General features: G+C 55.0%; 17 protein-coding genes and 2 pseudogenes. 3 read left to right on the forward strand and 16 right to left on the reverse strand.

The window, feature by feature from the left end; translation table 11 throughout:
• Positions 1-186: 186 nt before the first annotated feature.
• The gene (locus tag M3G15_RS11880) at positions 187-882 is read right to left on the reverse strand and encodes a TorD/DmsD family molecular chaperone (RefSeq protein ID WP_260071030.1); all 696 of its coding nucleotides are present in this window, start codon (positions 880-882) and stop codon (positions 187-189) included.
• A gap of 315 nt (positions 883-1197) precedes the next feature.
• On the opposite strand from M3G15_RS11880, the gene moaA reads away from it, so the two are divergent.
• A complete protein-coding gene (gene moaA / locus M3G15_RS11885) occupies positions 1198-2205 on the forward strand; it encodes a GTP 3',8-cyclase MoaA (RefSeq protein ID WP_260071031.1) in 1008 nt (335 codons plus the stop codon).
• Here moaA and mobA read toward each other — a convergent pair.
• Positions 2202-2882, reverse strand: coding sequence for a molybdenum cofactor guanylyltransferase (mobA, locus tag M3G15_RS11890; RefSeq protein WP_260071032.1), 681 nt, complete (start codon positions 2880-2882; stop codon positions 2202-2204). The two genes, moaA and mobA, sit on opposite strands and share 4 nt — an antisense overlap.
• 133 nt (positions 2883-3015) lie before the next feature.
• Here mobA and M3G15_RS11895 point away from each other — a divergent pair, with 133 nt between their 5' ends.
• Positions 3016-4239: an MFS transporter gene (locus M3G15_RS11895; RefSeq protein WP_260071033.1), complete on the forward strand. Its 1224-nt coding sequence runs from the start codon at positions 3016-3018 to the stop codon at positions 4237-4239.
• 202 nt (positions 4240-4441) lie between these two features.
• Positions 4442-5419 (forward strand): LacI family DNA-binding transcriptional regulator, encoded by a 978-nt coding sequence (locus M3G15_RS11900; RefSeq protein ID WP_009223706.1) that lies wholly within the window; start codon positions 4442-4444, stop codon positions 5417-5419.
• Between the two features lie 72 nt (positions 5420-5491).
• Here M3G15_RS11900 and M3G15_RS11905 read toward each other — a convergent pair whose 3' ends face one another.
• The 14 genes and pseudogenes from M3G15_RS11905 to M3G15_RS11965 form a co-directional block, all read right to left on the reverse strand.
• Entirely contained in the window at positions 5492-7261 is a 1770-nt protein-coding gene (locus M3G15_RS11905; protein ID WP_260071034.1) for a glutamine--tRNA ligase/YqeY domain fusion protein, read from the reverse strand.
• A gap of 115 nt (positions 7262-7376) precedes the next feature.
• A complete protein-coding gene (locus M3G15_RS11910; RefSeq protein ID WP_260071035.1) occupies positions 7377-7868 on the reverse strand; it encodes a GNAT family N-acetyltransferase in 492 nt (163 codons plus the stop codon).
• A 21-nt stretch (positions 7869-7889) separates the two neighbouring features.
• On the reverse strand, positions 7890-9113 hold the full coding sequence (locus M3G15_RS11915) for an MFS transporter (RefSeq protein WP_260071036.1): 1224 nt from the start codon (positions 9111-9113) through the stop codon (positions 7890-7892).
• Between the two features lie 156 nt (positions 9114-9269).
• Positions 9270-11339, reverse strand: coding sequence for a molybdopterin-containing oxidoreductase family protein (locus tag M3G15_RS11920; protein ID WP_260071037.1), 2070 nt, complete (start codon positions 11337-11339; stop codon positions 9270-9272).
• 591 nt (positions 11340-11930) lie between these two features.
• On the reverse strand, positions 11931-12764 hold the full coding sequence (locus tag M3G15_RS11925; RefSeq protein ID WP_260071038.1) for a formate/nitrite transporter family protein: 834 nt from the start codon (positions 12762-12764) through the stop codon (positions 11931-11933).
• Positions 12765-12977: 213 nt separating this feature from the next.
• Positions 12978-13169 (reverse strand): hypothetical protein, encoded by a 192-nt coding sequence (locus tag M3G15_RS21685; RefSeq protein WP_198136162.1) that lies wholly within the window; start codon positions 13167-13169, stop codon positions 12978-12980.
• A gap of 9 nt (positions 13170-13178) precedes the next feature.
• Positions 13179-14539, reverse strand: a pseudogene (locus M3G15_RS11930) (FAD-dependent oxidoreductase).
• 435 nt (positions 14540-14974) lie between these two features.
• Positions 14975-15778 carry a hypothetical protein gene (locus tag M3G15_RS11935; protein ID WP_260071039.1) on the reverse strand — a complete coding sequence of 268 codons (804 nt, stop codon included), beginning with the start codon at positions 15776-15778 and terminating at the stop codon, positions 14975-14977.
• A gap of 14 nt (positions 15779-15792) precedes the next feature.
• On the reverse strand, positions 15793-16656 hold the full coding sequence (locus tag M3G15_RS11940) for an ABC transporter ATP-binding protein (RefSeq protein ID WP_009223698.1): 864 nt from the start codon (positions 16654-16656) through the stop codon (positions 15793-15795).
• Positions 16657-16895: 239 nt separating this feature from the next.
• Positions 16896-17792, reverse strand: coding sequence for a M15 family metallopeptidase (locus M3G15_RS11945; RefSeq protein WP_009223697.1), 897 nt, complete (start codon positions 17790-17792; stop codon positions 16896-16898).
• 128 nt (positions 17793-17920) lie between these two features.
• Positions 17921-19141 (reverse strand): annotated as a pseudogene (locus M3G15_RS11950) (DEAD/DEAH box helicase); the annotation flags it as partial.
• Positions 19142-19186: 45 nt separating this feature from the next.
• Positions 19187-20857 carry an ABC1 kinase family protein gene (locus M3G15_RS11955; protein WP_260071040.1) on the reverse strand — a complete coding sequence of 557 codons (1671 nt, stop codon included), beginning with the start codon at positions 20855-20857 and terminating at the stop codon, positions 19187-19189.
• 4 nt (positions 20858-20861) lie between these two features.
• Positions 20862-21170, reverse strand: a complete 309-nt coding sequence (locus tag M3G15_RS11960; protein WP_009223694.1) for a phasin family protein — start codon at positions 21168-21170, stop codon at positions 20862-20864.
• Between the two features lie 55 nt (positions 21171-21225).
• Positions 21226-22083, reverse strand: coding sequence for a uroporphyrinogen-III synthase (locus M3G15_RS11965; protein WP_260071041.1), 858 nt, complete (start codon positions 22081-22083; stop codon positions 21226-21228).
• Positions 22084-22086: the final 3 nt, after the last annotated feature.

A 22086-nucleotide genomic window follows, 5' to 3' on the forward strand; every position in this document is an offset into this window, starting at 1 on the left:
CGCTATTGCGGTCAAAACTACAGTTTTCGGCCACGAAATGAGAGAATAAGCGCTGTCCCAAGCGTTAGAATCTCAATACGGCGATTTTGGCCCAAATAAGACCTGTGGCAAGCGTTAGAATTCATATCCTGGCCAGGCAACAAAAAGGACCCCACCCCGCGATCTGCGGAGGCTGAGGTCCTTTTTCTATCCCATCACCGGATGCTGACTTTCCCGCCAGGCTCGAAGCTGCGACAAATCTTGAACCAGGAATTCATCCAGCAATTCAGCCAATCCGATAAAGAGCGGACTTTGCGTGGCTTGCATCAGCTCTTGGGCAAACGGCTGCGCCCACTTCAGCAAATGCTCCTCCAGGAAGTGGATCTGCACATCCGCCAGCGCCAGGCAGCTTTGCTGCAGATTGGCTTTCGCCAGCATGCCTTCCGCGAGCACGGCCATAAATTCCAGCTCCAGTGCGATATGGTCGTCGCGCTCCCCGTTTAATTTATTGAATACGATCGCATTATCCATATATAATTTGCGGACTTGGGCGATACAAGCCAAAGCGCCTCCACCTTCATGGCGACTGCGGAACAAGCTTTCACAGGACGGAACGATCGCCTCCCGCCCCGAAAACAAGCGCTCGTACTCCTTCGCTTCTTGATGGCAGACACTGCGAAACATTGCTTCGGGAATGCTCTCCAGATAGGCAATCAGTCTACGCCCCCCCTTGCTGGTCCCTGCCTTCGGGTACTGCGCTACCTTACGGCGCCACTGAGCAATCAAGGACATCCGCGGCGGGCGGCTCAGAAAATCCATTAATAGTTGATATACCATCCCGCGAGTTTCCAACCACTCAACCTGCTCCTGCGTATAGACCAAAGGTTTGAACAGCATTGCCATCCAAATTCATCTCCCTCAAAACGACATCGTAAATCAAACTTGCCATGCCATGATATGAAAAAAAAGATGACTCCCTTCATCATGCGGGAAATCATCTCGAAAGCATATACCGACACATGATTAAGGGGGATCACGTATCGCTCACTTGTATTATACCTCTCATTGTAAGCGCTTTAATGTGATCTTTATTACACTTTACTTCCATTGTATCGTTGTCCGACACAGAATATACTTGAACAGTGTGTGTCAACGCATTGACCCCTAGATGAATATATATTAAATTTGAAACACCTGAAGAGAAAAGGAGGCGTACACATGGAGCAGCTGCTTGACCCCTTTGGGCGAAAACATGATTACCTGCGCATCTCCGTCACTGACCGATGCAATTTGCGCTGCGTCTATTGCATGCCCGCCGAAGGAATGGTGTTTCAACCGCATGAGGAAATCATGAGCTACGAGGAAATTGCCGAGACAGTATCGGCGCTTGCTCCGATGGGCCTCCACAAAATTCGGCTTACCGGCGGCGAACCGCTGGTGCGCAAAGATTTAGAACAACTTGTTGCCATGCTCTCCAGCATTCCGGGCATTGAAGATATTGCACTAACGACGAACGGCATGTTTCTTGCGAAAAAAGCGGAGCTGCTGAAGCAAGCGGGATTAAAACGGGTGAACATCAGTCTGGATTCACTGCGTCAGGACCGCTTCGCGATGATTACCCGCGGCGGTGAGGTGGAGAAGGTGCTGGAAGGCATTCAGGCCGCCGTCGAGGTCGGTTTTGAGCCGATTAAGCTCAACGTGGTCCTGATGAAAGGAATCAATGAGGATGAAATCCGCGATTTTATCGCGTTAACGTTAGATCAGCCGCTGCATGTTCGCTTTATCGAATATATGCCGATTGGCAGTGCCAGCGACACCTGGCGTAAAACCTACCTGCCTCTGACGGCCGTGGAAGACGTCTGCCGGGAAGCGGGCTGGGAAGTGGAAGGCGTCGAAGGTCCGCGCGGTAACGGTCCTGCCGAAAGCCGCCGCGTTGCGGGTGCCGCCGGAACGTTTGGGCTAATTCATCCGGTCAGCGAGCATTTCTGCGACAGCTGCAACCGGCTGCGCTTGACCGCTGACGGACATATCAAGGCCTGCCTGTATTGGTCGGATGAGCTGCACGTGCGCCCCTATGCCGCAGCCGGCGACCATGAAGGCATCCGCTCCCTGTTCCTGAAGGCGCTGGGAGCCAAGCCGAAGAACCATGAAATGGCGCTGGCTTTGGAGCGTAAGCAACAAAGCCATACGCCAACCGCCCGCCGGATGTCCCAGATCGGCGGCTAAACCCCAGAGCGGCCCGACGCTAACCAAGTCCGGGCCTGCTCATAGTCCTCCGGCTTGTTCATATTAAACGTGCACCACTCCAAGGGGAGGCCCGAAGCGTTGGCGAGGGCCTCCCCTTCGATATATTCGGTGCACAGCGTCTCGGTCCAATCCGTCATTTTGAGGCGGCCTGCCCGCAGCCGTGCTTCCAAGCCTGGAAGCACGCTGCGCCGATAGGCCGCCAGCAGCGGATGGGCCCGCCCCTCCGTGCGGGCCAGGATCGCCTCGGCCGCTGCGAAGCCGCCCGGGGCGTCTGCTGCCATGCCGCTTGCCCGGTCAACCCGAGCCGCCGTTTCCTCCGCCGCCTCCGCCCGCTCCAGCAAAGCGCGGAACAGGCCGCGATTCGCGAACGGCGTATCGCAAGCGACCGCGAGGTTCCAGCGGGTCGTCGAGCTCTCCAACCCGGCATGCAACCCAGCCAGCGGCCCGGCCCCCGGATAACGGTCGGTCACGACTTCTTTGCCGAACCGTTCATAAACCGCCTTCGTCCCCCCTGCGATCACGATTCTTGAAGCCACTGTCTCCAGCTCTCGAATCAACCGTTCCAACACCGTTAAGCCGCCAAGCTCAAGCAGCGCCTTATCGCTGCCCATCCGGCTGGATCTTCCACCGGCTAAAATGATGGCGGTTGTGTTCATCAGTTTTCCCCCAATGCATAAATTATGGTAAAACCAAAAAAACTTGGTTTGTATCCCCTTTCACCTGTGTGTTACATTGGGATCATAGTCACAAGCTTCCCGCCTGTGACCATATGGACCCGGATAGAAAGGAATGGCTCGTTTGCAGGAAAAAAGACGATATTCGTCCTTTTCGTTGTTGCCGTTAGGTCTGCTTAACTTTTTTATTTACGGAACCTTGGTCATTTTCACTGCCTTTTTTCAATTATATTTACAGGACATCGGGATGGACAAGCTGGAGATTGGCAGCCTGATGGCCATCGGTCCCTTCATTTCTTTGGTGGCCCACCCGTTCTGGAAATTCCTGGGCGACCAAAGGCAGAATCCACGTGCCATCCTGCTAGCCATGCTGCTGGGCTTACTTATCATGGGACATCTCGTGTTTACGGTCAACACCTTTTCGATGTTGTACGTGACGATGATTCTGCTATATTTTTTCCTAAGCCCGCTGCTCTCGCAAAGCAATACCTTGACTCTCGGCTATATCGCAGAAACGCCGAAGCAATTCAGAACGTACCGCATTTGGGGCTCGCTCGGGTGGACGTTCATCGCGCTGGCCGCCGGACCCATCATCGATGCCGTCGGCCACGAGGGAAGCTCGCTGCTGTTTAGCGTAACGTTGATGCTGGCGATCGGTGCTACCCTGTTGCTGCCCACCATTCGCCAAGCGTCTCAAACCCCTTGGCTGAAGGGAGGGGAGCTGCGTCTGGCGCTAAAGAACAAGTACCTGCTGGTGTTCGTCCTCTTTAGCATGCTGGTAGCAATCCCTAATGCAATCAACACCATCTTTATGCCGCTGTTTATGATCGATCTCGGCGGAACGCGGTTGGCGGTCGGCGGTGCCGTGTTCTTATCGACCGTTTTTGAATTTCTCGCATTGATCCTGCTGGACCGCTTGATAAAGCGAAAATTATCCTATTTGCTCGCTTGCATCACTGTCGTCAGCCTGTTGTTTGCGATTCGCTGGGATTTGATGTCTGAAGCGACACTCCCGGTGCACATCTTGCTCATTCAACTGCTGCACTCCGTAACGTTTGGCGGATTCTTCTACGTCGGAACCAAGCTGATCGCTCTGCTGTTGCCGCGGCCGCTGAGATCAGCGGGACAAGCGGTCTATACCTTTGCTGCCAGCGGCCTTGCCTGCGTGATTGCGGGCTTCTGGGGCGGCTGGATATTTCAAAATTTCGGTCCGGTGGTGATGTACCGGTCCGGCGTCGCGTTAACACTAATCGGTGCGCTTGGGTTCGCCGCGATGTGGTATCAAATCCGCCATCACGGCTATTCGCCGGCAATGGACGATCTACATGATGAACCATAACAACCGGCCAGCTATATGCGCTGCCTGCCGATCTTACGAAATACGAAAGAAAACAATGCCGGATACCGTAACGCCCTCGCTCCCAAACGAGGTGACGCCGGTTGAGGGCATTGTTTTCTTTATTGCATCTCCATTGTAAAATATGAAATGCATTCCATAGCAACATCCTTTTTGATTTCATACAGGGAAGGAGCGGTTTGCCATGCCGAACATCAAACAGATCGCAGAAGCCGCCGGCGTCTCGGTCACAACCGTGTCCCGGGTACTGAACGGCCACCCCTACGTCAGTTCAGCCAAGCGGGAGGCGGTTGAAGAAGCCATTCGCCGGCTCAACTATTCGCGGAACATGAACGCCGTCCATTTGATTAAAGGTATGACGCAAACCATCGGCGTGATCCTGCCGAACATCAACCATTACTATTTTGCCAGGATCATGGAAGGCGTCGCCAAACAGGCGTTGAAAAACAACTACCAGCTGATGCTGTGCCAGACCGGCTACCGCCCGAACGAGGAACGCAAGGTGCTGGAGATGCTTCGCAACAAGCAGATGGACGGGTTGATCATCTGTTCACGAGCCCTGTCCCTCCGCGATATCGAAGTCTTTGCCGACTACGGTCCGATCGCGTTATGCGAGCGGGTGAGCGGCCGCAACCTCTCCTCGGTGTATATCGATCACTATGCCAGCTTTCAAACCGCGATCCGTTATCTCTGGGAAAAAGGGAAACGCCGCATCGCGTTTACAATCTACCGCCGTAACAGCCCCAGCAGCCGCAGCCGTCTGAAGGCTTACACTGATACCCTGGCGGCCTTGGGCGGGCAAGCCCGGGAGGATTGGGTGCTGGACGGCTACCTCGATTGGGAGGATGGCGCGGCGCTGGTGGACCGGCTGCTCGCGATGAACGAGCGCCCGGACGCCTTGCTCATCACAGGTGACCAAGTCGCCGCGGGGTTTATCCTCTCCGCACGCCTTCGCGGGATCGAGGTGCCGGGCGATTTCGCCGTCATCGGCTTCGATAACCAGCCGATCTCCAGCTTGCTTGGGATTACGACGATTGATAACCGGTTGTCGGAGATCGGAGAACGGGCGTTTTCCATCGTCCACGCGCAAATTTCTGGCGGCGAAGGCCAACCCGTCTCGGAGGAGCTTAGCTTTCAGTTTATCGAGCGAAGCTCGGTGTGAAACAGAAAAAAGGAGCCAGCAGAGATCTGCAAGGCTCCTTTTTGTACGCAGGGTTCTGCCGCCGTTAATGGCTTAGGCCTTCGGCAATTGGAACGAGCTTTTCAGCGACACGATACGGTTAAACACCGGTTGACCCGGCTTCGAATATTTCGTATCCACGTTAAAATACCCGTGCCGGAAGAATTGGAATTTATCCTGCGGCTTGGCATCCTTCATGTTAGGCTCTATGAATCCGTGAGCAATCGTCAGCGAGTTCGGGTTGATGAGATCGAGGAACGATTTCTCCTCGGCAGCTTCAGCGGCCGGTTCCGCAGCATCGCGCAGTTCCTCATCAACCAGGCCCTCCACCGTTTCCTCCAACGCCACGTCTGCCGTCTTCTCCGCTTCCTCTTCCAGGATCAGCGGTTCGTACAACCGGAATTCGGCAGGTACCGCTTGAGTAGCCTCCACCCAGTGGATGGTGCCTTTCACTTTACGGCCGGTGAAGCCGGTGCCGCTCTTCGTTTCCGGATCATACGTGCAGTGGATCTCCACCACATTGCCGTCTGCATCCTTGATCACATCGTTGCATTTCACGAAGTAAGCATTTTTCAGACGGACTTCGTTGCCCGGGAACAAACGGAAATATTTGCTCGGCGGATTCTCCATGAAGTCGTCCCGTTCGATGTATATCTCCCGCGAGAACGGAATTTTACGGCTGCCCATGTCCGGATTTTCAGGATTGTTCTCCGCATCCAGCCATTCGATTTGTCCTTCTGGATAGTTGGTGATCACGACCTTCAGCGGGTCGAGCACCGCCATCGTGCGCGGAGCCTTCAATTTCAAATCCTCACGGATAAAATGCTCCAGCATTTTCGGATCCACGTTCCCGAAGTTTTTAGAAATCCCGGTTTCGTAGACGAACGCTTTGATCGCTTCCGGTGTATAGCCGCGGCGGCGCAGACCGGAAATCGTCGGCATCCGCGGATCGTCCCAACCGTCAACGATGCCTTCATCCACCAGCTTTTTCAGCTTCCGCTTGCTGGTCACCGTTTGCGTCAAATTCAACCGGCCAAATTCGTATTGACGGGACACGTGCGGCATTTCCGTTTCGGCGATCGTCCAATCATAGAACGGGCGTTGATCCTCGAACTCGGTCGAGCATAAGGAATGCGTTACGCCTTCGATGGCATCCTCCAACGGATGAGCAAAGGTGTACATCGGATAAATACACCATTTATCGCCGGTGTTATGATGGGTCGCATGCACGATCCGGTAAATGACCGGGTCCCGCAGGTTGATGTTCGGCGAGGCCATATCGATCTTCGCCCGCAGCACCTTTTCCCCATCCTTGAACTCACCTTTCCGCATCCGTTCGAACAGGTCAAGGTTTTCCTCGACCGAGCGGTCGCGGTAAGGGCTGTTTTTCCCCGGCTCAGTGAGCGTTCCGCGCATCTCACGAATTTGGTCGGCACTCAGATCATCCACATAGGCTTTGCCTTTCTTGATCAGCAGCACAGCACGATTGTACATCTCTTCAAAATAATCGGACGCAAAATGCAGCTCTTCCCACTCGAAGCCCAGCCATTTCACGTCTTCCTTAATCGAGTTGACGTACTCTACATCTTCTTTAACCGGGTTGGTGTCGTCAAACCGCAGGTGTGTCCGTCCGCCGAACTCGTCCGCCAACGCGAAGTTGATCCAGATCGCTTTGGCGTGTCCGATATGTAGGTAACCGTTTGGTTCCGGCGGGAACCGCGTAACTACGGTTTTCACCTTGCCGGATTTCAAATCTTCCGAAATGATGTTTTTAATAAAATTGGGAGGGGTGAAGTTGTTTTCCACGGGTATCAACCTTTCCATTCGAGTTCTTCCCCGAATTTTCTTCTTCTAAATATACCGATATCTTCCGAATAGTTCAATGCCTTAAGTACTAACGGACGCTTCACGCGCCGCGCTTGAATCGGGACTTCATCGGCTAAACCTTTCTCCACATTAATATATCGTCAACATACGTTCCGTTAATCAAAAATTCTTCAACAAGCCGGCCCTGTTCCACAAACCCGCAGTTTTTGTAAAAAGCGATGGCCCCTGGATTGCTGGCGAGCACGCGCAGCGACAACTTACGCACGCCCCGCTCGGCCGCCAACTTCACCAAGGCATCCATCAGCACCCGCCCTATGCCCTGCCGCTGGTACTTCGGATGGATCGCGATGTTCAGCTCAAGCACATGTTGGTTGCTGGGCAGCGGGGTCGGCGGCTTAAAACCGATATAGCCGCAGATCTCCTCGCCAATCCCAGCCACAATCTGGCTTCCCGGCGGGCAGCTCTGCAAATACTGCTCCCTCGACTCCCATTCCATTTTTTCCGCTGGCGTGTTGTTATAATCCCAGGTGATCTTGTCAATTTCTATTAAAGCGGCCGCATCACGCATTTCCGATAAACGCGTCCAGATTTCACGGTGATTCATGAACTTCATCCTTTCTACTACTCACTCAGCCAAACCCGACAGCTGCGGGCCACTCTCCCGGTTCACAGCGGCATGCACCAAGAAGGATACCACCGATAGCGCCGCAATGCCCACTGCCAGCCAAGCGACCGGCGTAAGTCCGTTCCAGTCAAACAGCATGCCCATCGCATAAGGTCCAGCAACGCGGCCAGCCGCTCCCATCCCGCCAACCAAACCGAGGTAAAACGGCGCCGCCTTCCCTGTCCGGTCAGAGATAAACGACGGAATCGCCGGAGAGATCAGCATTTCGCCGAAGGTGGTGAGCACCATTGCCGCAACCATGCTCGGGTACGTATGAAAGCTTAAGATTGTAGCGTAACCCAGCATGTAGAATATGGCACTCGCCGTCATTTGGGCTTGCGGGGAGCCGGCAAAGGTCCGTTTTATCCATAAAGTAAAAGGTTGCCCCACAAAAATCAATAAACCGTTCAGCGTCCAGAGAATACTATAATTCCACTCCGGCATGCCTTGGGAGATGATATACGGCGATACGCCGTTGTTCCAAATACAGTTCCCGAGCCAGAGAAAAAACGACCCCACGCCCATAAACAGGTAAACAGGATACCAGCGTATCAGCGTCCAGACGCTTTGTCCTTCCACCGTTTTTTTGCGCTTCTGCACTTGCAGCTCGCCTTGAGTTTTTTGAACTTTGTTCAAATAAAACCAAAAAAACAAGGCAAACCCCGCCGATGTGAGTCCATTCAAAATAAAACTGAGGTCATACGATATCTGTGCCAAAAACCCGCTGATCGCCGTCCCCAAAGCCACACCAATATTGTTGGCAACGTAAATGACATTAAACAGTTCCCCGCGCTGCTCGGCAAAACGAAAGCCGATAAACGCTTGGATGGCCGGCATCGTCGTGGCATTAAAAAAACCAACCAGCAGCATCAGCAGCATAAACAAATGCCAATTCCCGCTTCCGTAGGGCAGCAGCATCAGGAATAGTGCCGTCAAAGCAAGACCGCCAACGATCAAGCGCTTGACGCCTAAACGATGGTACAGCGCTCCGCCCAGCAGCTGACCTGCAATCCCGCCGACGGACATGACGAGGATAACCAGACCGGCATCTGTCACTGTCCGCCCCAGCACTTTAAACACGAACATCGTGACCAAAGGCCACATCAACGAACCGCCGGCCGAGCTGATCAAGCTTGCGATTAAAAACACCTTGACTTCCCGCGGATAAGACTGCAGCCATCTCATCGTTATTCCCCCTCTGCTGCAACAGTTACATATATACAAAAAAGGAGGGCCACCAGGGCCCCCCACGATCAAATCAGATGGTTCGGCAAATTTTGCTTGTACAACGCCCAGATTATAATAGTATCGCCTAAAAGCGCAACTCAGGCAAGTACATATCTATCGGCGCTTAACATCCACCACGGTGGAAAAGAATACCGCTCCGCCGCCCATATCAGCCAACCGGTCTGGGGTTAAGGCGTTCGCGCGCGTACGCTTCCCGTCCTCCTGCTGCCACCATAACCCTTGGCTGACCACCGTGCCCGGCAGCATCTTGTCGGTGACGGACGCCGTAACGTCGTAGCTGCCGCGGTCATTCCACACCGTCACTTCGTCCCCATCCGCAATCCCGCGCGCAGCGGCATCGTCCGGATGAATTTGCAGCACCGGACCTTTCTCCAGCGCCTTTAACTTCTCCACATTCCCAAACGTTGAGTTGAGGAAGCTGTGGTTTGGCGGGGAGATAAACATCAGCGGATACGGCGTGTCCTTGCCGGGACGGCGCTCACCGTCATAGCCTTCCACCAGCGGCACATACGTTGGTAACGGCGGTAGTCCTGCCCGCTCCAGCGTGGCGGAATACAGCTCGATCTTCCGCGACGGGGTCGGCAGATGGTCGAGCCAGGTTCGCTGCGGTTCCATGTTCAGCTTCACGAACCGCTGCTCCTTCAGCTTCTCCAGCGTCACGCCTTCCAGATACGGATTATGCTTGAAATCCAAAGCCTGCCGGATCATATCCTCTTCCGTGTCGCGGAACGCATCGTCGTCAAACCCCATCACGGCCGCCAACAGCTTAAACGTTTCGACGTTGCTTTTGCTTTCGCCCCGGGGAGCGATCACCGGCTCTTGAAGCTGGATATAATGATGCCAGTAAGAACCGTACAAGTCCGTATTTTCAAAAGAGGACGTCGCCGGCAACACAATATCCGCGTATTTGGTCGTGTCCGTCAAAAAGAGATCATGCACCACGGTGAACAGGTCCTCCCGTAGAAGACCTTGCTCCACCTTCCCTGTATCCGGGGCTACAACCGCCGGATTGGCGCAGTAGACATACAAGGCGCGGATCGGCGGATCAAGCGTCAACAAGACGTCACCCAGCTGGTTCATGCTGACCGTACGCGCGCCCGGGTTGGGCCGGAGATCGGGGCGCTCGAGCGCGGTCGCGTTCATCTTGCTGTAAGCGCCGTTGGATTTGTAGGCGCCGCCCCCCGGCACGAGCCACTGGCCGGTTAACGCCGGCAGGCAGCTGATCGTGCGGACCGTCATCCCGCCATTGTCGTGATGCTGCAGGCCGTTGCCGATATGAATGTAGGCGGGCGAAGTTTCGCCATACAGAACGGCCAGCTTCACGATCGACTCGGCCGGTACGCCGGTGATCGCCGCCACACGCTCCGGCGTGTACTGCTTCACGTGCTCACGCAGCTCGGCATGGCCAACCGTATAGCGTTCCAAGAACGCTTCGTTCACCAGGCCACGTTCGAACAGCACGTGCATCATCCCAAGCGCCAACGCTGCGTCCGTGCCCGGATAAAGCGGGATAAACCAGTCGGCCCGCTGTCCTGTCCGGTTGCGGTGCACGTCGATGACGACGAGCTGTGCTCCCTGTTTGCGGGCTTTTTCGATCAGGGCAATCTGGTGCATGTTGGTGCTAACGAGGTTGCCGCCCCACACGATGATCAGCTTGGCCTTGACCGTCTCTTCCGGGCTCGTCCCGCCGCCGAATCCCATCGTATATCTCCATCCCGCAGTGCCCGCGGAATTGCATATGCCTTGTTGCAGCTGCGTCGCGCCCAAACGGTTGAAGAACCGCCGGTCCATCCCATCGACGCTCAAGATCCCCATATTGCCGTAAAAACTGTACGGCAGGATCGACTCCGACCCATACTCCCGGATCAATCCCTTATAACGATCCGCGATCTCTTGGATCGCTTCATCCCAGGTGATGCGTTCAAACTTCCCTTCCCCCTTGCGTCCAACGCGTTTCAGGGGATACAGCACCCGTTCGGGATGGTAGACCCGCTCCGCCATATTGCGGACCTTGTTGCAGATCGCGCCTTGCGTAATCGGGTGATCGGGGTTGCCGGTCACCTTGACGATTTTTCCATTCTCTTTATGAAGCAGCAAGCTGCACGTATCGGGACAATCCAGCGGACAAACCGCAGGAAACACCCCGTTAGGTTCATGGATCATGTTCCACCCCTCCTGTCTGTAGCCTATTGTAAGAATAAACGTCCCCGGCGTAAACCCCAAGGCGGGAATTTCCTTATGGCGGGATGGTGGGATGCGAAATGGCGAGGTGGTAGGACGGTCAAGATGACGGATGGCCGGATGGCAGGTTGGCAGGGCCGGGGGCCGATGCCGGAGTGTGGGGGTGTTCCGCACACCTCTTTACACGATTATCCCCTTCGTTCAGGTGTATAACTTTGATTAATAATCCATTTTTACAAGTATCCCTTTCGTTCAGATATCCGTATTTGATTAGATATCCATCTTAGGTCGGTATCCATTTTGATCAGGTATCCGCTTTCTTCAGGTATCTTTTCGGGAGGTAGAGATTCGAAGGAAGGGGCGGTTGATGAGAGTTAATGAGGTTAATAAAGATATGAGGGATGATGAGGGTAACTTTCTAGCCCATAGCTGATCGGCTGGTTTGCTGGTTAGCTGGTTTGCTGCTAGTCGAGGCTCACTTTTATCCTTACAAATTCTTTCTGATTCATCGGGATAATGGTGTAAAAAGCGCTCCGACAGACAGCAAACCCAGCCCAGCCCAACCAAACCGGTTTATCCGTGTTCTCTCGCCGCTACAGATGACGTAGTCAACTCAGTAACCTGTGCGTCTTTGGACCCTTTATCCTTCAGAAAAGCAGTCCAATACGCCGAAGCCACGAAGATGGCCCCGCCGGTCAAATTCCCCAGCCATACCGGCACAAAGTTACCCAAGTATTCGCCCCAGGAGTAATACCCTTCAAAGATCGCTGCGGGAATCAGGAACATATTCGCAACAACGTGCTGGAAGCCGATCGCGACAAAGGCCATCGTTGGGAACCAGATGCCCAAGATTTTACCGCTCATATTGTCTGCACCATAAGACAGCCAAACCGCCAAAGCAACCAGCCAGTTGCAGCCGATCCCGGACACAAACGCTTGCAGGAAGCTGTCGTCCAGCTTATGACCGGCCATATCGACCAGCTTCTCAAGATAAGGTCCGCTGGCTGTTAAGCCAACCACATGCCCGAAAAAATAAGCAACGAACAAAGCGCCAACGAAATTGCTCAAAGTGATGAGGACGAGATTTTTGCACACGTCACCAGTGGAAATCCGCCCCGCCATCCGTGCTAACGGCACAGCCATCATATTGCCGGTCAACAGCTCACCGCCCGCCAGCAGCACGAGGATCAGCCCGATCGGGAAAACCGCAGCCCCAATGAAATTGGCGATACTGCCCCATTCCGCCGGAGCGCTGCTGATCACGCGAATATCAAGAAGGAAGCCAAGCGCGATAAACGCCCCGCCCAAAAAACCAAGAATCAATACGGTAAGCAGCGGATAATGTGCTTTTTTGACGCCATATTCCACGGATACTTCGGCAATTTGCGCAGGTTTTGAATAAGCCATGATCCTGTCTCCTTTATATGTCACTTCTAAACGACACTTCACAGGTCATTCGTCGTTATTAAGACGTGTTTATTGTAGCGTGCGAGTCTACCTCGAAAAAATAACATAGATCACGTTAACGTTTTCACAAAGTCGGTGTTGCATCATGAACACAAAAGACCCCTTCCGGAGCAATCCCGGAAAGGGTCTTTAACCTACACGTTAACCGTGCATTTACTTGGATGGTGCGGCGATCCCGTCCAATATTAACTGCCATACGGCATCGAAATCTGCATCAATCCGTTCATTCGTCCATTGGCGGAAGTGCGCAGGATGATGAAAGTGCAGGAACGCCAGAAAGATGGCTCTTGCGGCTTCCTTCGGCTCCAGCGCTTTGAATTCTCCCGCACGAATGAACTCGCTGATATTTTTTTCTTAGGCGTGAACAGTTTCCCGCTTCGGAACTTCCGGCAGCACCTCTAAGCCTGCGCTGTTCAAGAAATTCCACGGCTTGTTGTAATGAGGTTGGAAGAAGAAATCAACGAAAGCGAGCTCTTCCATTTTCATTCCGTTTTGGATGCATACCGAAATCGTTTTGATCGACTGAGTCAGATCCACCTTCGACATGATTTGTGCACCCAGGATCCGGCGAGTATTTTTCTCATAGACCACCTTCAGCATGACCGGCTCATGGGTTGGCATAAATTCCGGTCGGTAGTTGTCGGTGATGAGTACCGCCTCTGCATCCAAACCGGCGTCCTTGGCCGCTGCTAAAGTTAAACCGGTCCCGGCGATGTTATCCTCGTAAATTTTAATCCCCGAAGTGCCTTGGGTACCCATATACTTCACGGTTGGCGCAACCAAATTTCGCGCTACCAACGTCCCCATGCGAACGGCGTTGGTTGCCAGCGGGATATAGGCATGCTTGCCTGTCGGGTTATAGAAGACGGCGCAGCTGTCGCCTGCCGCATACACATCCGGCTTCGAGGTGCGCATATATTCGTCCACAATGATCGCGCCGTTGTCCAGCATGTCGACCTGACCTTTTAACAGCTCCGTGTTAGGACGGAACCCGATGCACATGATCACCAGGTCTGCAGCGTATGTGCCTTTATCGGTGATGACTTTCGTTACTTTGCCGTTCTCGCCTTCAAAGCGCGTGACCTTTTGGCCTAAAGCCAGCTCGATGCCGTGTTCGCGGAGCGATTGTTCGATCTTGTCCGTGTACTCCGGATCGAGGTATTTGCTCAAAATACGGTCCTCCGCATCGATCAACGTAACTTGCTTCCCATTAAGCTGGAACGCTTCAACCAGCTCCACGCCGATGTAGCCTGCGCCGACAACAACGATATGTTGGCTTGCTGCGCTTTTTCGATGATGGTGTTGGAGTGGTTATAGTTCTTCGAAAGCAAAATATTCTCCAGATCACTGCCCTCAAATTTCGGTACGATCGGCCACGACCCCGTCGTGACAATCAGCTTGTCGAAGCGATCTTCAAACACTTCGCCCGTCTCCAGGTTCCGGGCTTGAAGGACTTTCGCATCCGTATCTACCGATACGACTTCGTGCCGCATCTTTGTATTTACACCCAGCTCAGCCAATTGCTGCGGCGAGGAATAGAACAGCCCCTGAGGATCCTTAACCATCCCTCCGACATAAAGAGCGATGCCGCACGACAAGAACGAGATATTGTCGTTCCGTTCATATACGGTAATTTCCGCATCCGGGTAAAGTTTGGCCGTATTAACGATCGCCGCCGTGCCTGCATGGGTACATCCGATAACTGCTACTTTCATGATTTCTTCCTCCTCCATAATCAATACCTGTTTGATTGTGTATAGCTAATTTCTTAACTTGTGAAAATCGTCACTTATAAAACTCGAGTTGTTGTGAAATATTTCACTTCATGGTTCTTATTATAGTGTGACTTTTTTCACATTGCAAGAGGGAAAAGAAAGTAAAATTTCTCAATTTAAAATATCCGAAAGGCCCCTATGGCTCCTTCTCGCGCGCCTCTTTGCACGATTATCCCTTTGGTTCAGAATTGGGGAACCCTTATCAGACTTCCCTTCGATTTGGGATATTAAGCTGGAAGGTTGAGGGATCGGAAAAAAGAAAAGCACTTAGACAACTCCTGAAGCCTCTTCAGGATCGCCAAGTGCTCGTTATTCATATTGCGTATGTAGAAACCAACAACCGCGCGCATCCTTACCCCTGCGATAGCCGTCTCTTTATTGCGCTTGAGCCGCAGCAAGCTGCTGACGGATCTCGGCGTATTTGGCCTCCCGCTCCGGCTTGGTGAGCTTGGGACATCCGTAACAGTAGCCATGGCCGGTGTCCGTCCGATAGGCTAAGCAACAAGTTGGTTTCATCGGCGATTTCTCGCCTGGCCGATAAGGATCATCCAGCAACACTTCCTTGATCCGATACGGATTGCGCTTTAGGCCAAATACCTCGGCTGGCAGCTCCTTCACGAACTCGTACTCCTCCAGAAGCCGAGAACGCAAGGTTTCCTCCTCCAGACGCCCGGCGATGGCATGGACGTAATATTGCACGCCTAACGGCAGCTGCCCCCACAGCTGCGCAACCGGCAGCTTCGAGACTGCAGCAATATTTTCCATGACTGGTCGCAGCACTTCGCCATAAAAACGGGTCAGCTCGCGGGTCTGCCAGGGCAGACGGTCACCGGTTGGCCAAGGCTGTTCAGCCTTATCGTTCAGCACAAAATAAACCCAAGGGAATCCGTTGACCATCACGAGTTGCAGGGTGAGATTTTCGAGCGAGAAATGCAGCTTGCCCGAGGCCACCGACCCCATGTAGTGCAGCGCTGCACACACCACCCGCCAGCTCGTAGCGAAATAGGTTGCGGATACTTGAAGATCAAGCCCCTTAATTTTCTCCTGGTAGATTTCCAAAAAAGCCACCAGCTGCCCGCGATCCAACAGCATCTCAGCGGGCATCGTGAAAAAGGCATCCGTCCGCTGCTCTGTTACAATCGCCAATTGCTGCTCCAGCAGCTGATAATTGATGTTCATCTTTGGTTCCCCCACTACAGGAACGAGACGACTTTGGGCGAAACCTCTTCCGGTCCATCATTTTTGCCCTTGCGTACTTTGCCTTCGGCTGCAGCCCGGTACAGCTCATAAGGGAGGCACAGCGGTACGCCACTCCGCGGATCGGTCACGATATCCGCCTCGATGCCAAACACGTCGCGCAGCACTTTGGAGGTCACAACCTCTTCCGGTGTACCGGAAGCGACGGCCTGGCCTTGCTTGATCGCAATCATGTAATGCGCGTAACGAGCGGCATGATTCAAATCATGGACAACCATTACAATCGTCCGGTTGGATGTGGCATTCAGCTCTTCAAGCAGTTGAAGCACTTCCAACTGATGGGCCATATCCAGGAACGTCGTAGGTTCGTCGAGGAACAGGATATCCGTCTCCTGCGCCAGCGCCATGGCGATCCAGGCCCGCTGCCGTTGACCGCCGGACAGATGCTCTAAGGCCCGGTCACTGAACTCGGTCATGCGGGTGGCTTCGATCGCCCACTCCACAATTTTCCGGTCCTCGGCCTTCAAACCTCCAAACCCCTTCTGATGCGGAAAACGCCCGTACGATACAAGCTCATAGACCGTTAATCCTTCCGGGGCGGTTGGGTTTTGCGGAAGAATCGCCAGCTGCTTGGCTACTTCCCGCGTCGACTGCTTATGGATCGATTTGCCGTTCAGCAGCACGCTGCCGGACTTCGGCTGAAGGATCCGAGCCATCGTTTTCAGGACCGTTGATTTACCGGAACCGTTCGCGCCAACCAACGCCGTGATTTTCCCCTCGGGAATCGAAATGTTTAAGTCTTCGACAATCAGACGATCCTCATAGGCAATGTCTAGATGCGAAGTTTTTAAGGAAACCATGGCACTCATCCTTTCCGTGTCCAACTGAATAAACCCACCAATGTATCATTGTAAAAAGAGTCTATATCACGACTTCATCTTAGATTCATAAAAACTTCATCTTCTTAAAGATACTGATAATCATTATCAGGTGTCAACTGTTAATTTTATTAGGTTCCTTCGCTGGATGGAAAATCTAAAAAAGACGCCCGCAGGCGTCTTTCCTGGATGAGCTCATGATCTCGAAAAATCCCATGAAATCACTGGCCCGAAACCGGGACGGCATCATAGTATTCTTCCAACGTAATGCCGCGTTTGCCGATGTCGGCCGCGATTTCTTTCCCTACATAACGCAGGTGCCATGGCTCATATTTGTAGCCGGTAATGTCTTCCTTCCCTTTCGGATAACGAATGATAAAGCCGTATTCGGTGGCATGATCCGCCAGCCAGGCCGCTTCCTTCGTGTCACCGAAGCAGCTTTCCGCTGCGCATTTGCCATCGCTGCCTGATACGTCGATCGCCAGACCCGTCTCATGCTCGCTGTGGCCCGGAACCGCGCTGTACGTCTTCGCGACTTCCTCGCCGTCCTTCTCCACGTAACGGTTAAACAGCGCCGTTTGGGTCTTATGTGAACGGTACGCCGACACGCCGGCCAGATAGATACCGTCTTTCTCGGCTCCAGCGAACAGCTCCTCGAGCGCCTTTGCCGCCTCTTTGCGCATCATGCGTTTTTCGATTTTTTCTTTGAATGTAAACCGGACGTCGGGATAGACCAGATCCTTCGGCTCGTAATCCTCCGGTAAAGCAAATTGCTTGTTGATCAGCACCGCCACGCTGTACGGATCCCCCATCGCTGCGCGGTCCCCTCCGCTGCTGTCGCTGGAACCGTCAGGGGCCTGTGCCGAATCGCTGGAATCCCCGTTCCCGGTAATGCCGCCGTTTGCTGCGTTATTGCCTTCCGTAGCTTGGTCGTCCATGGTGTCGGTGTCGTTGGCGGCATTGTCCCCCGCACCGTTATTTGCGCCGGCGGCCGTGTTCGTGCTGTTCTGTGCCGGTGTCTGCGGAGCGTCGGCCGCTTGTTTGCCGCAGCCTGCGATTAATACCGCTGTTAACAACAGCGCCATCGCCGCAGTCACCACGCCTTTCTTGCTGTTCATCCTGGTTCCTCCCTGTGGCGGTGCCTGGATTGACGTTTCTCAGGCACCTGTTGTGTATTCTACTATCCTTTTAACGTTAACGGATGGAGTGCGTAAGAAGTTACATGGAAATTCGAGGGCGCCGGCTACCGCCCCCGGCGCCCTCGCCCTCCGCCGCGGCCGCTCTGCCCGCGGCGGCCCGGCCCACGGCGGCCCGGCCCTGGCGCGCGCGAGGCGCCCCCGGCGGCGCCGCTCTTCTCATATCGCTGCCGCTCCAGCTTGCGGCCGATGCCCCGCTCGATCAGGCGCAGCGCCTCCATATCCTTCGGCGCGGCGAACGTCACGGCCACGCCCTTCTCCCCGGCGCGGCCCGTCCGCCCGATGCGGTGGATGTAGCTGTCCACATCGTGCGGAATGTCGTAGTTGAAGACGTGGGTGACCCCTTCCACGTCGATCCCGCGCGCCGCGACGTCCGTCGCGACCAGCAGCTCCAGCTTCGCGCTGCGGAACGCGCGCATCACCTGCTCGCGCTTCGCCTGCGATAAGTCGCCGTGCAGTTCGTCCGACTGGAAGCCCGCGACCTGCAGCGCTTCATTCAGCGTGCTGGCCCGGCGCTTCGTGCGGCAGAAGATCACGGCCAGATAGGGACGCTGGCTGCGGATCGACTCGATCAGCGCGCTCTGCTTGGTGCGGTCCGTGCATTCCACCAGGATCTGCCGGATGCTGTCCAGCGTCACGCGCGAGGTTTCGGCGATCTGGATGTCGCGCGGCTTGTCCATATACGTTTTTGCCAAGCGCTTCACATTGCCCGGCATCGTTGCCGAGAACAACATCGTTTGGCGGCTGCGCGGAACGAGCGACAGAATCTCCTCCACCTCAGCCAAAAAGCCCATATGCAGCATCTGATCCGCTTCATCGAGCACCAAGTAGCGAACGGCGCCCAGCGTCAGCGAGCCCCGCCGCAAATGATCCAGCAGCCGGCCCGGCGTGCCGATGACCAGCTGTGCACCATTTTTCAGCTTGCGCAGCTGCCGCTCCACGTCCTGACCGCCGTAGGCAGCCAGGACGGAGAGGCCTTCCATCGCCTCCGCCAGCTTGCGGGCCTCCGCAGTAATTTGAATCGCCAGCTCCCGCGTCGGGGTAATGATCAGCGCCTGCGCCTCAGGGCGCTCCGGGCGGATCTTCTCCAAAATAGGCAGCAGAAACGCCAGCGTCTTGCCCGTGCCGGTCTGCGCCTGCACGATCGCGTCCTCGCCCGACTGCAGCACAGGGATCGCTGCCGCCTGCACCGGCGTCGGGTTCACGATGCCTTGTCCCTGCAGCTTGCGAACCAGGAGGGGCGATACATTTAAACTCTCAAAAGTTGTCAACAGGTTTCACCTCATCTTCTTCAGCTTCCCTATTGTAACACATCCTTAGAACCTTCCCGACCGGAAGATCGAGTAAAGCAGCCACAAGAACATCAGCGTCGCGACCACAAAGCCGATTTCGATTGCCGGAATGTTCCAAAGCAAAGTCGGCATCCGCGAAAGGGAAGAGCCGATGATGAGGCCAACCATAATGATGCTGAAGGCCAGCAATACGATGCTAAACGACAAGCGATTGCTGATCTGGTCCAGCTTACGGAGCAGCTGCTCCATCTCCGGTACGTTCATATCCATCTTCAGCTTGCCGCGAGCTAGTGCGCTCGACAGATTGCGGATCTGCTGCGGAAGATCCACAAGCGAATCCGCCAGCTCGTAAGCTTCGTCAAACAGCTTCTTGCCAAGCCGGCGCGCGGCATATTTCTCACGCATCAGCTTGCGCCCGAAAGGCTCCGCTAAATCCAGAATGCGAAGGTCCGGGTCGAGCGCCAACGCCACCCCTTCGACGGTGAGCAGCGCTTTGCCCAGCAGCAAGAGGTCAGCGGGCAGCACGACGTGATGCTTCTGGGCCGTTGCAAACAGATCCTGTAACGCCTGACCGATCTGGATCTCTGCGAACGGGATATCATAGTAGCGCTCACGAAGCCGATCCAGGTCCATGCGCAGTCCGGCCGTATCGGCATCGTCTCCGACAAGGCCCATGCGCAGAATCGCCCGCACCATCCCCTCCGTGCTGCGCCGCATCAAGGCGATCACCAGCGAGGACAGATGATCCTTCATCTCCTCGCTAAGCCGCCCCACCATACCGAAGTCGATGAAGGCGAGCTCCCCTTTGCTGGTCACCAGCAGGTTGCCGGGATGGGGGTCCGCATGGAAAAAGCCCCCCTCAAAGATTTGCCTAAGCAGCGCATTCACCAGCCGCTCCGCCAGATCCTTACGGTCGTACCCCAGCGCATCAATCGCCAGCAGACGGTTGAGATGCTGCCCCTCCACGAATTCCATCGTTAACACGCGGGAGGTCGTGAGTGGCCAATGGACCGCCGGGATATATATTCCTTCATCCGCCTTGAATTGCCGGCGAATCCGCTCCATGTTCCGGCCCTCGAAGCCGTAATCCAGCTCCGCGCGGATCGAGCGGGCGAACTCTTCGACCATTTGGGGAATTTGATACCGGGATACCCAGGACCAGCGTTTGTTCGCCAGCGTCGTCAGATGCTGCAGGATGTCGAGATCCATCTCGATCACCGGGGCGATGCCGGGCCGCTGGATTTTGATTGCGACCGGCTCTCCTGTTATGAGGCGGGCCCGATGCACCTGGCCAATCGAAGCTGCCGCGAGCGGCGTCTCGTCGAAGCTCTGGAACAGCCCTGCCAGCGTCTGTTCCAGCTCCGCTTCCAAAATGGCGCGAGCCTCCTCCGCCGGAAACGGCGGCACCTGGTCCTGCAGCTTGACGAGCTCTTGGATGATCGCCTCCGGCAGCAAATCCGAGCGCGTGCTGGCCAATTGGCCGACCTTCACGAAAGTCGGGCCCAGCTCCTCCAGCACGAGCCGAATTCGCTCGGCCAAGGTCCGCGAACCGCGCTCGCCGGTGTGCTGCGGCCGCGAAGGCAACCGGATCAGCCGGGCCAAGCCGATCTCCTCGGCCAAATAGCCAAAGCCATGGCGCCCAAGCGCCATGGCGATTTCACGATAACGGCCGGTATGTCGAACGAAGCTGCTCATTGCTTTAAGGCTGCTGCAGCTCGGCGAGCTGAATTTCCAGCTCCGCTACCCGCCGTGTCAACTCCTCTACCTCTTTTGCCGTGGCCAAGCCCATGTTCTGCAACGCGGACCGAACCTGCTCATTCACCAGCTCTTTGAACTTGCTTTGCTCTTCGCTGCCGCGTTCAATCAGCTTCTCCACCAGCTGTTTTGATTCGGAAGGGGCCAGCTCTCCGCGTTTTACCAAATCATCGACGATGCTTTCGATCTTCTCCTTGCTCATGATCGTCAAACCCCAACCCAGCGAAATCGCTTTTTTCAGTAAATCGCTCATTGCCCATCATCCTTTCATTTGAGGTTTGTAGTACCTATACCTATCATTACCCAATTTAGGCTCGTTGTTCATCTCCGCCGCTTGGGGCTGCAAAGAGCGGTTCGGCTTCACCCGCATAATAACGGGCCAACTCAACCATCATGCTGCCCATCCGTTCTTCCTTGGGAGCCAGCACCCGGGGCACCCCGGCTTCGTATAGACCGGCTGCCGTCACTTTGCCCACAGCCACCGCTAATACCGGGCCTTTCAGCACCTCCAGCAAAGCGTCAAGTTGCCCCTGACGCTCCGCGTGCTCCATCAGAAAGCGCACCTGCGGTCCGCTTGTAAACGTCACAGCATCAATTTCCCCGGCCAAAATATCGCTCAACAACTTCTCTAACTCCGCTTCGGGAGGCGCAATATGCTTGTAGGGCAGCAACTGGCGGCAGCTCGCCCCTTGCTCCTCTAACCAAGCGACCAGGCGGGGCGCCGGATCGCCGTGCAGCTGCAACAACACGCTTGCTCCGCGCAATTCATGTTGCGCTAACCCGCGAATGAGGCCTTCCGTACTGCCGTCATCGTCGCGGACGATCGGGGTTAGCCCCCGTTTTTTCAGAGCGTTAACCGTCTTGTAGCCCCGAGCGGCAATGTTCTCCTCTCGAAGGCGCTCCAACAATTGATCGGCGACGCCCATATCCTGGGCCATATCGAACAGCGCATCCACCCCCATCCCCGTCGTAAAAATCGACCAATCCGGCGGATGCTCCACCCAATCGACAATACCGCTTCGCAACGCCTGATCGTCGAGCAACACGGTTCCCTGTGCCGGACGGTACAGCGGGATACCTCCCATGTTCTCAACCAGCTTGCCTAGTTCCTCTGCCCGACGGGGCCCGGTCAACGCAACTTTTTTACCTTCCAGTCTCCGTGCCATCGT

Source organism: Paenibacillus sp. p3-SID1389 (assembly GCF_025151705.1).
Classification (GTDB): Bacteria; Bacillota; Bacilli; order Paenibacillales; family Paenibacillaceae; genus Fontibacillus; species Fontibacillus phoenicis.

Coding starts and splice junctions, on each gene's coding strand:
- M3G15_RS11880 (WP_260071030.1), bottom strand. CDS start 882: ATGGCAATGCTGTTCAAACCTTTGGTCTATACGCAGGAGCAGGTTGAG.
- moaA (WP_260071031.1), top strand. CDS start 1,198: ATGGAGCAGCTGCTTGACCCCTTTGGGCGAAAACATGATTACCTGCGC.
- mobA (WP_260071032.1), bottom strand. CDS start 2,882: ATGAACACAACCGCCATCATTTTAGCCGGTGGAAGATCCAGCCGGATG.
- M3G15_RS11895 (WP_260071033.1), top strand. CDS start 3,016: ATGGCTCGTTTGCAGGAAAAAAGACGATATTCGTCCTTTTCGTTGTTG.
- M3G15_RS11900 (WP_009223706.1), top strand. CDS start 4,442: ATGCCGAACATCAAACAGATCGCAGAAGCCGCCGGCGTCTCGGTCACA.
- M3G15_RS11905 (WP_260071034.1), bottom strand. CDS start 7,261: ATGGAAAGGTTGATACCCGTGGAAAACAACTTCACCCCTCCCAATTTT.
- M3G15_RS11910 (WP_260071035.1), bottom strand. CDS start 7,868: ATGAATCACCGTGAAATCTGGACGCGTTTATCGGAAATGCGTGATGCG.
- M3G15_RS11915 (WP_260071036.1), bottom strand. CDS start 9,113: ATGAGATGGCTGCAGTCTTATCCGCGGGAAGTCAAGGTGTTTTTAATC.
- M3G15_RS11920 (WP_260071037.1), bottom strand. CDS start 11,339: ATGATCCATGAACCTAACGGGGTGTTTCCTGCGGTTTGTCCGCTGGAT.
- M3G15_RS11925 (WP_260071038.1), bottom strand. CDS start 12,764: ATGGCTTATTCAAAACCTGCGCAAATTGCCGAAGTATCCGTGGAATAT.
- M3G15_RS11935 (WP_260071039.1), bottom strand. CDS start 15,778: ATGAACATCAATTATCAGCTGCTGGAGCAGCAATTGGCGATTGTAACA.
- M3G15_RS11940 (WP_009223698.1), bottom strand. CDS start 16,656: ATGGTTTCCTTAAAAACTTCGCATCTAGACATTGCCTATGAGGATCGT.
- M3G15_RS11945 (WP_009223697.1), bottom strand. CDS start 17,792: ATGAACAGCAAGAAAGGCGTGGTGACTGCGGCGATGGCGCTGTTGTTA.
- M3G15_RS11955 (WP_260071040.1), bottom strand. CDS start 20,857: ATGAGCAGCTTCGTTCGACATACCGGCCGTTATCGTGAAATCGCCATG.
- M3G15_RS11960 (WP_009223694.1), bottom strand. CDS start 21,170: ATGAGCGATTTACTGAAAAAAGCGATTTCGCTGGGTTGGGGTTTGACG.
- M3G15_RS11965 (WP_260071041.1), bottom strand. CDS start 22,083: ATGGCACGGAGACTGGAAGGTAAAAAAGTTGCGTTGACCGGGCCCCGT.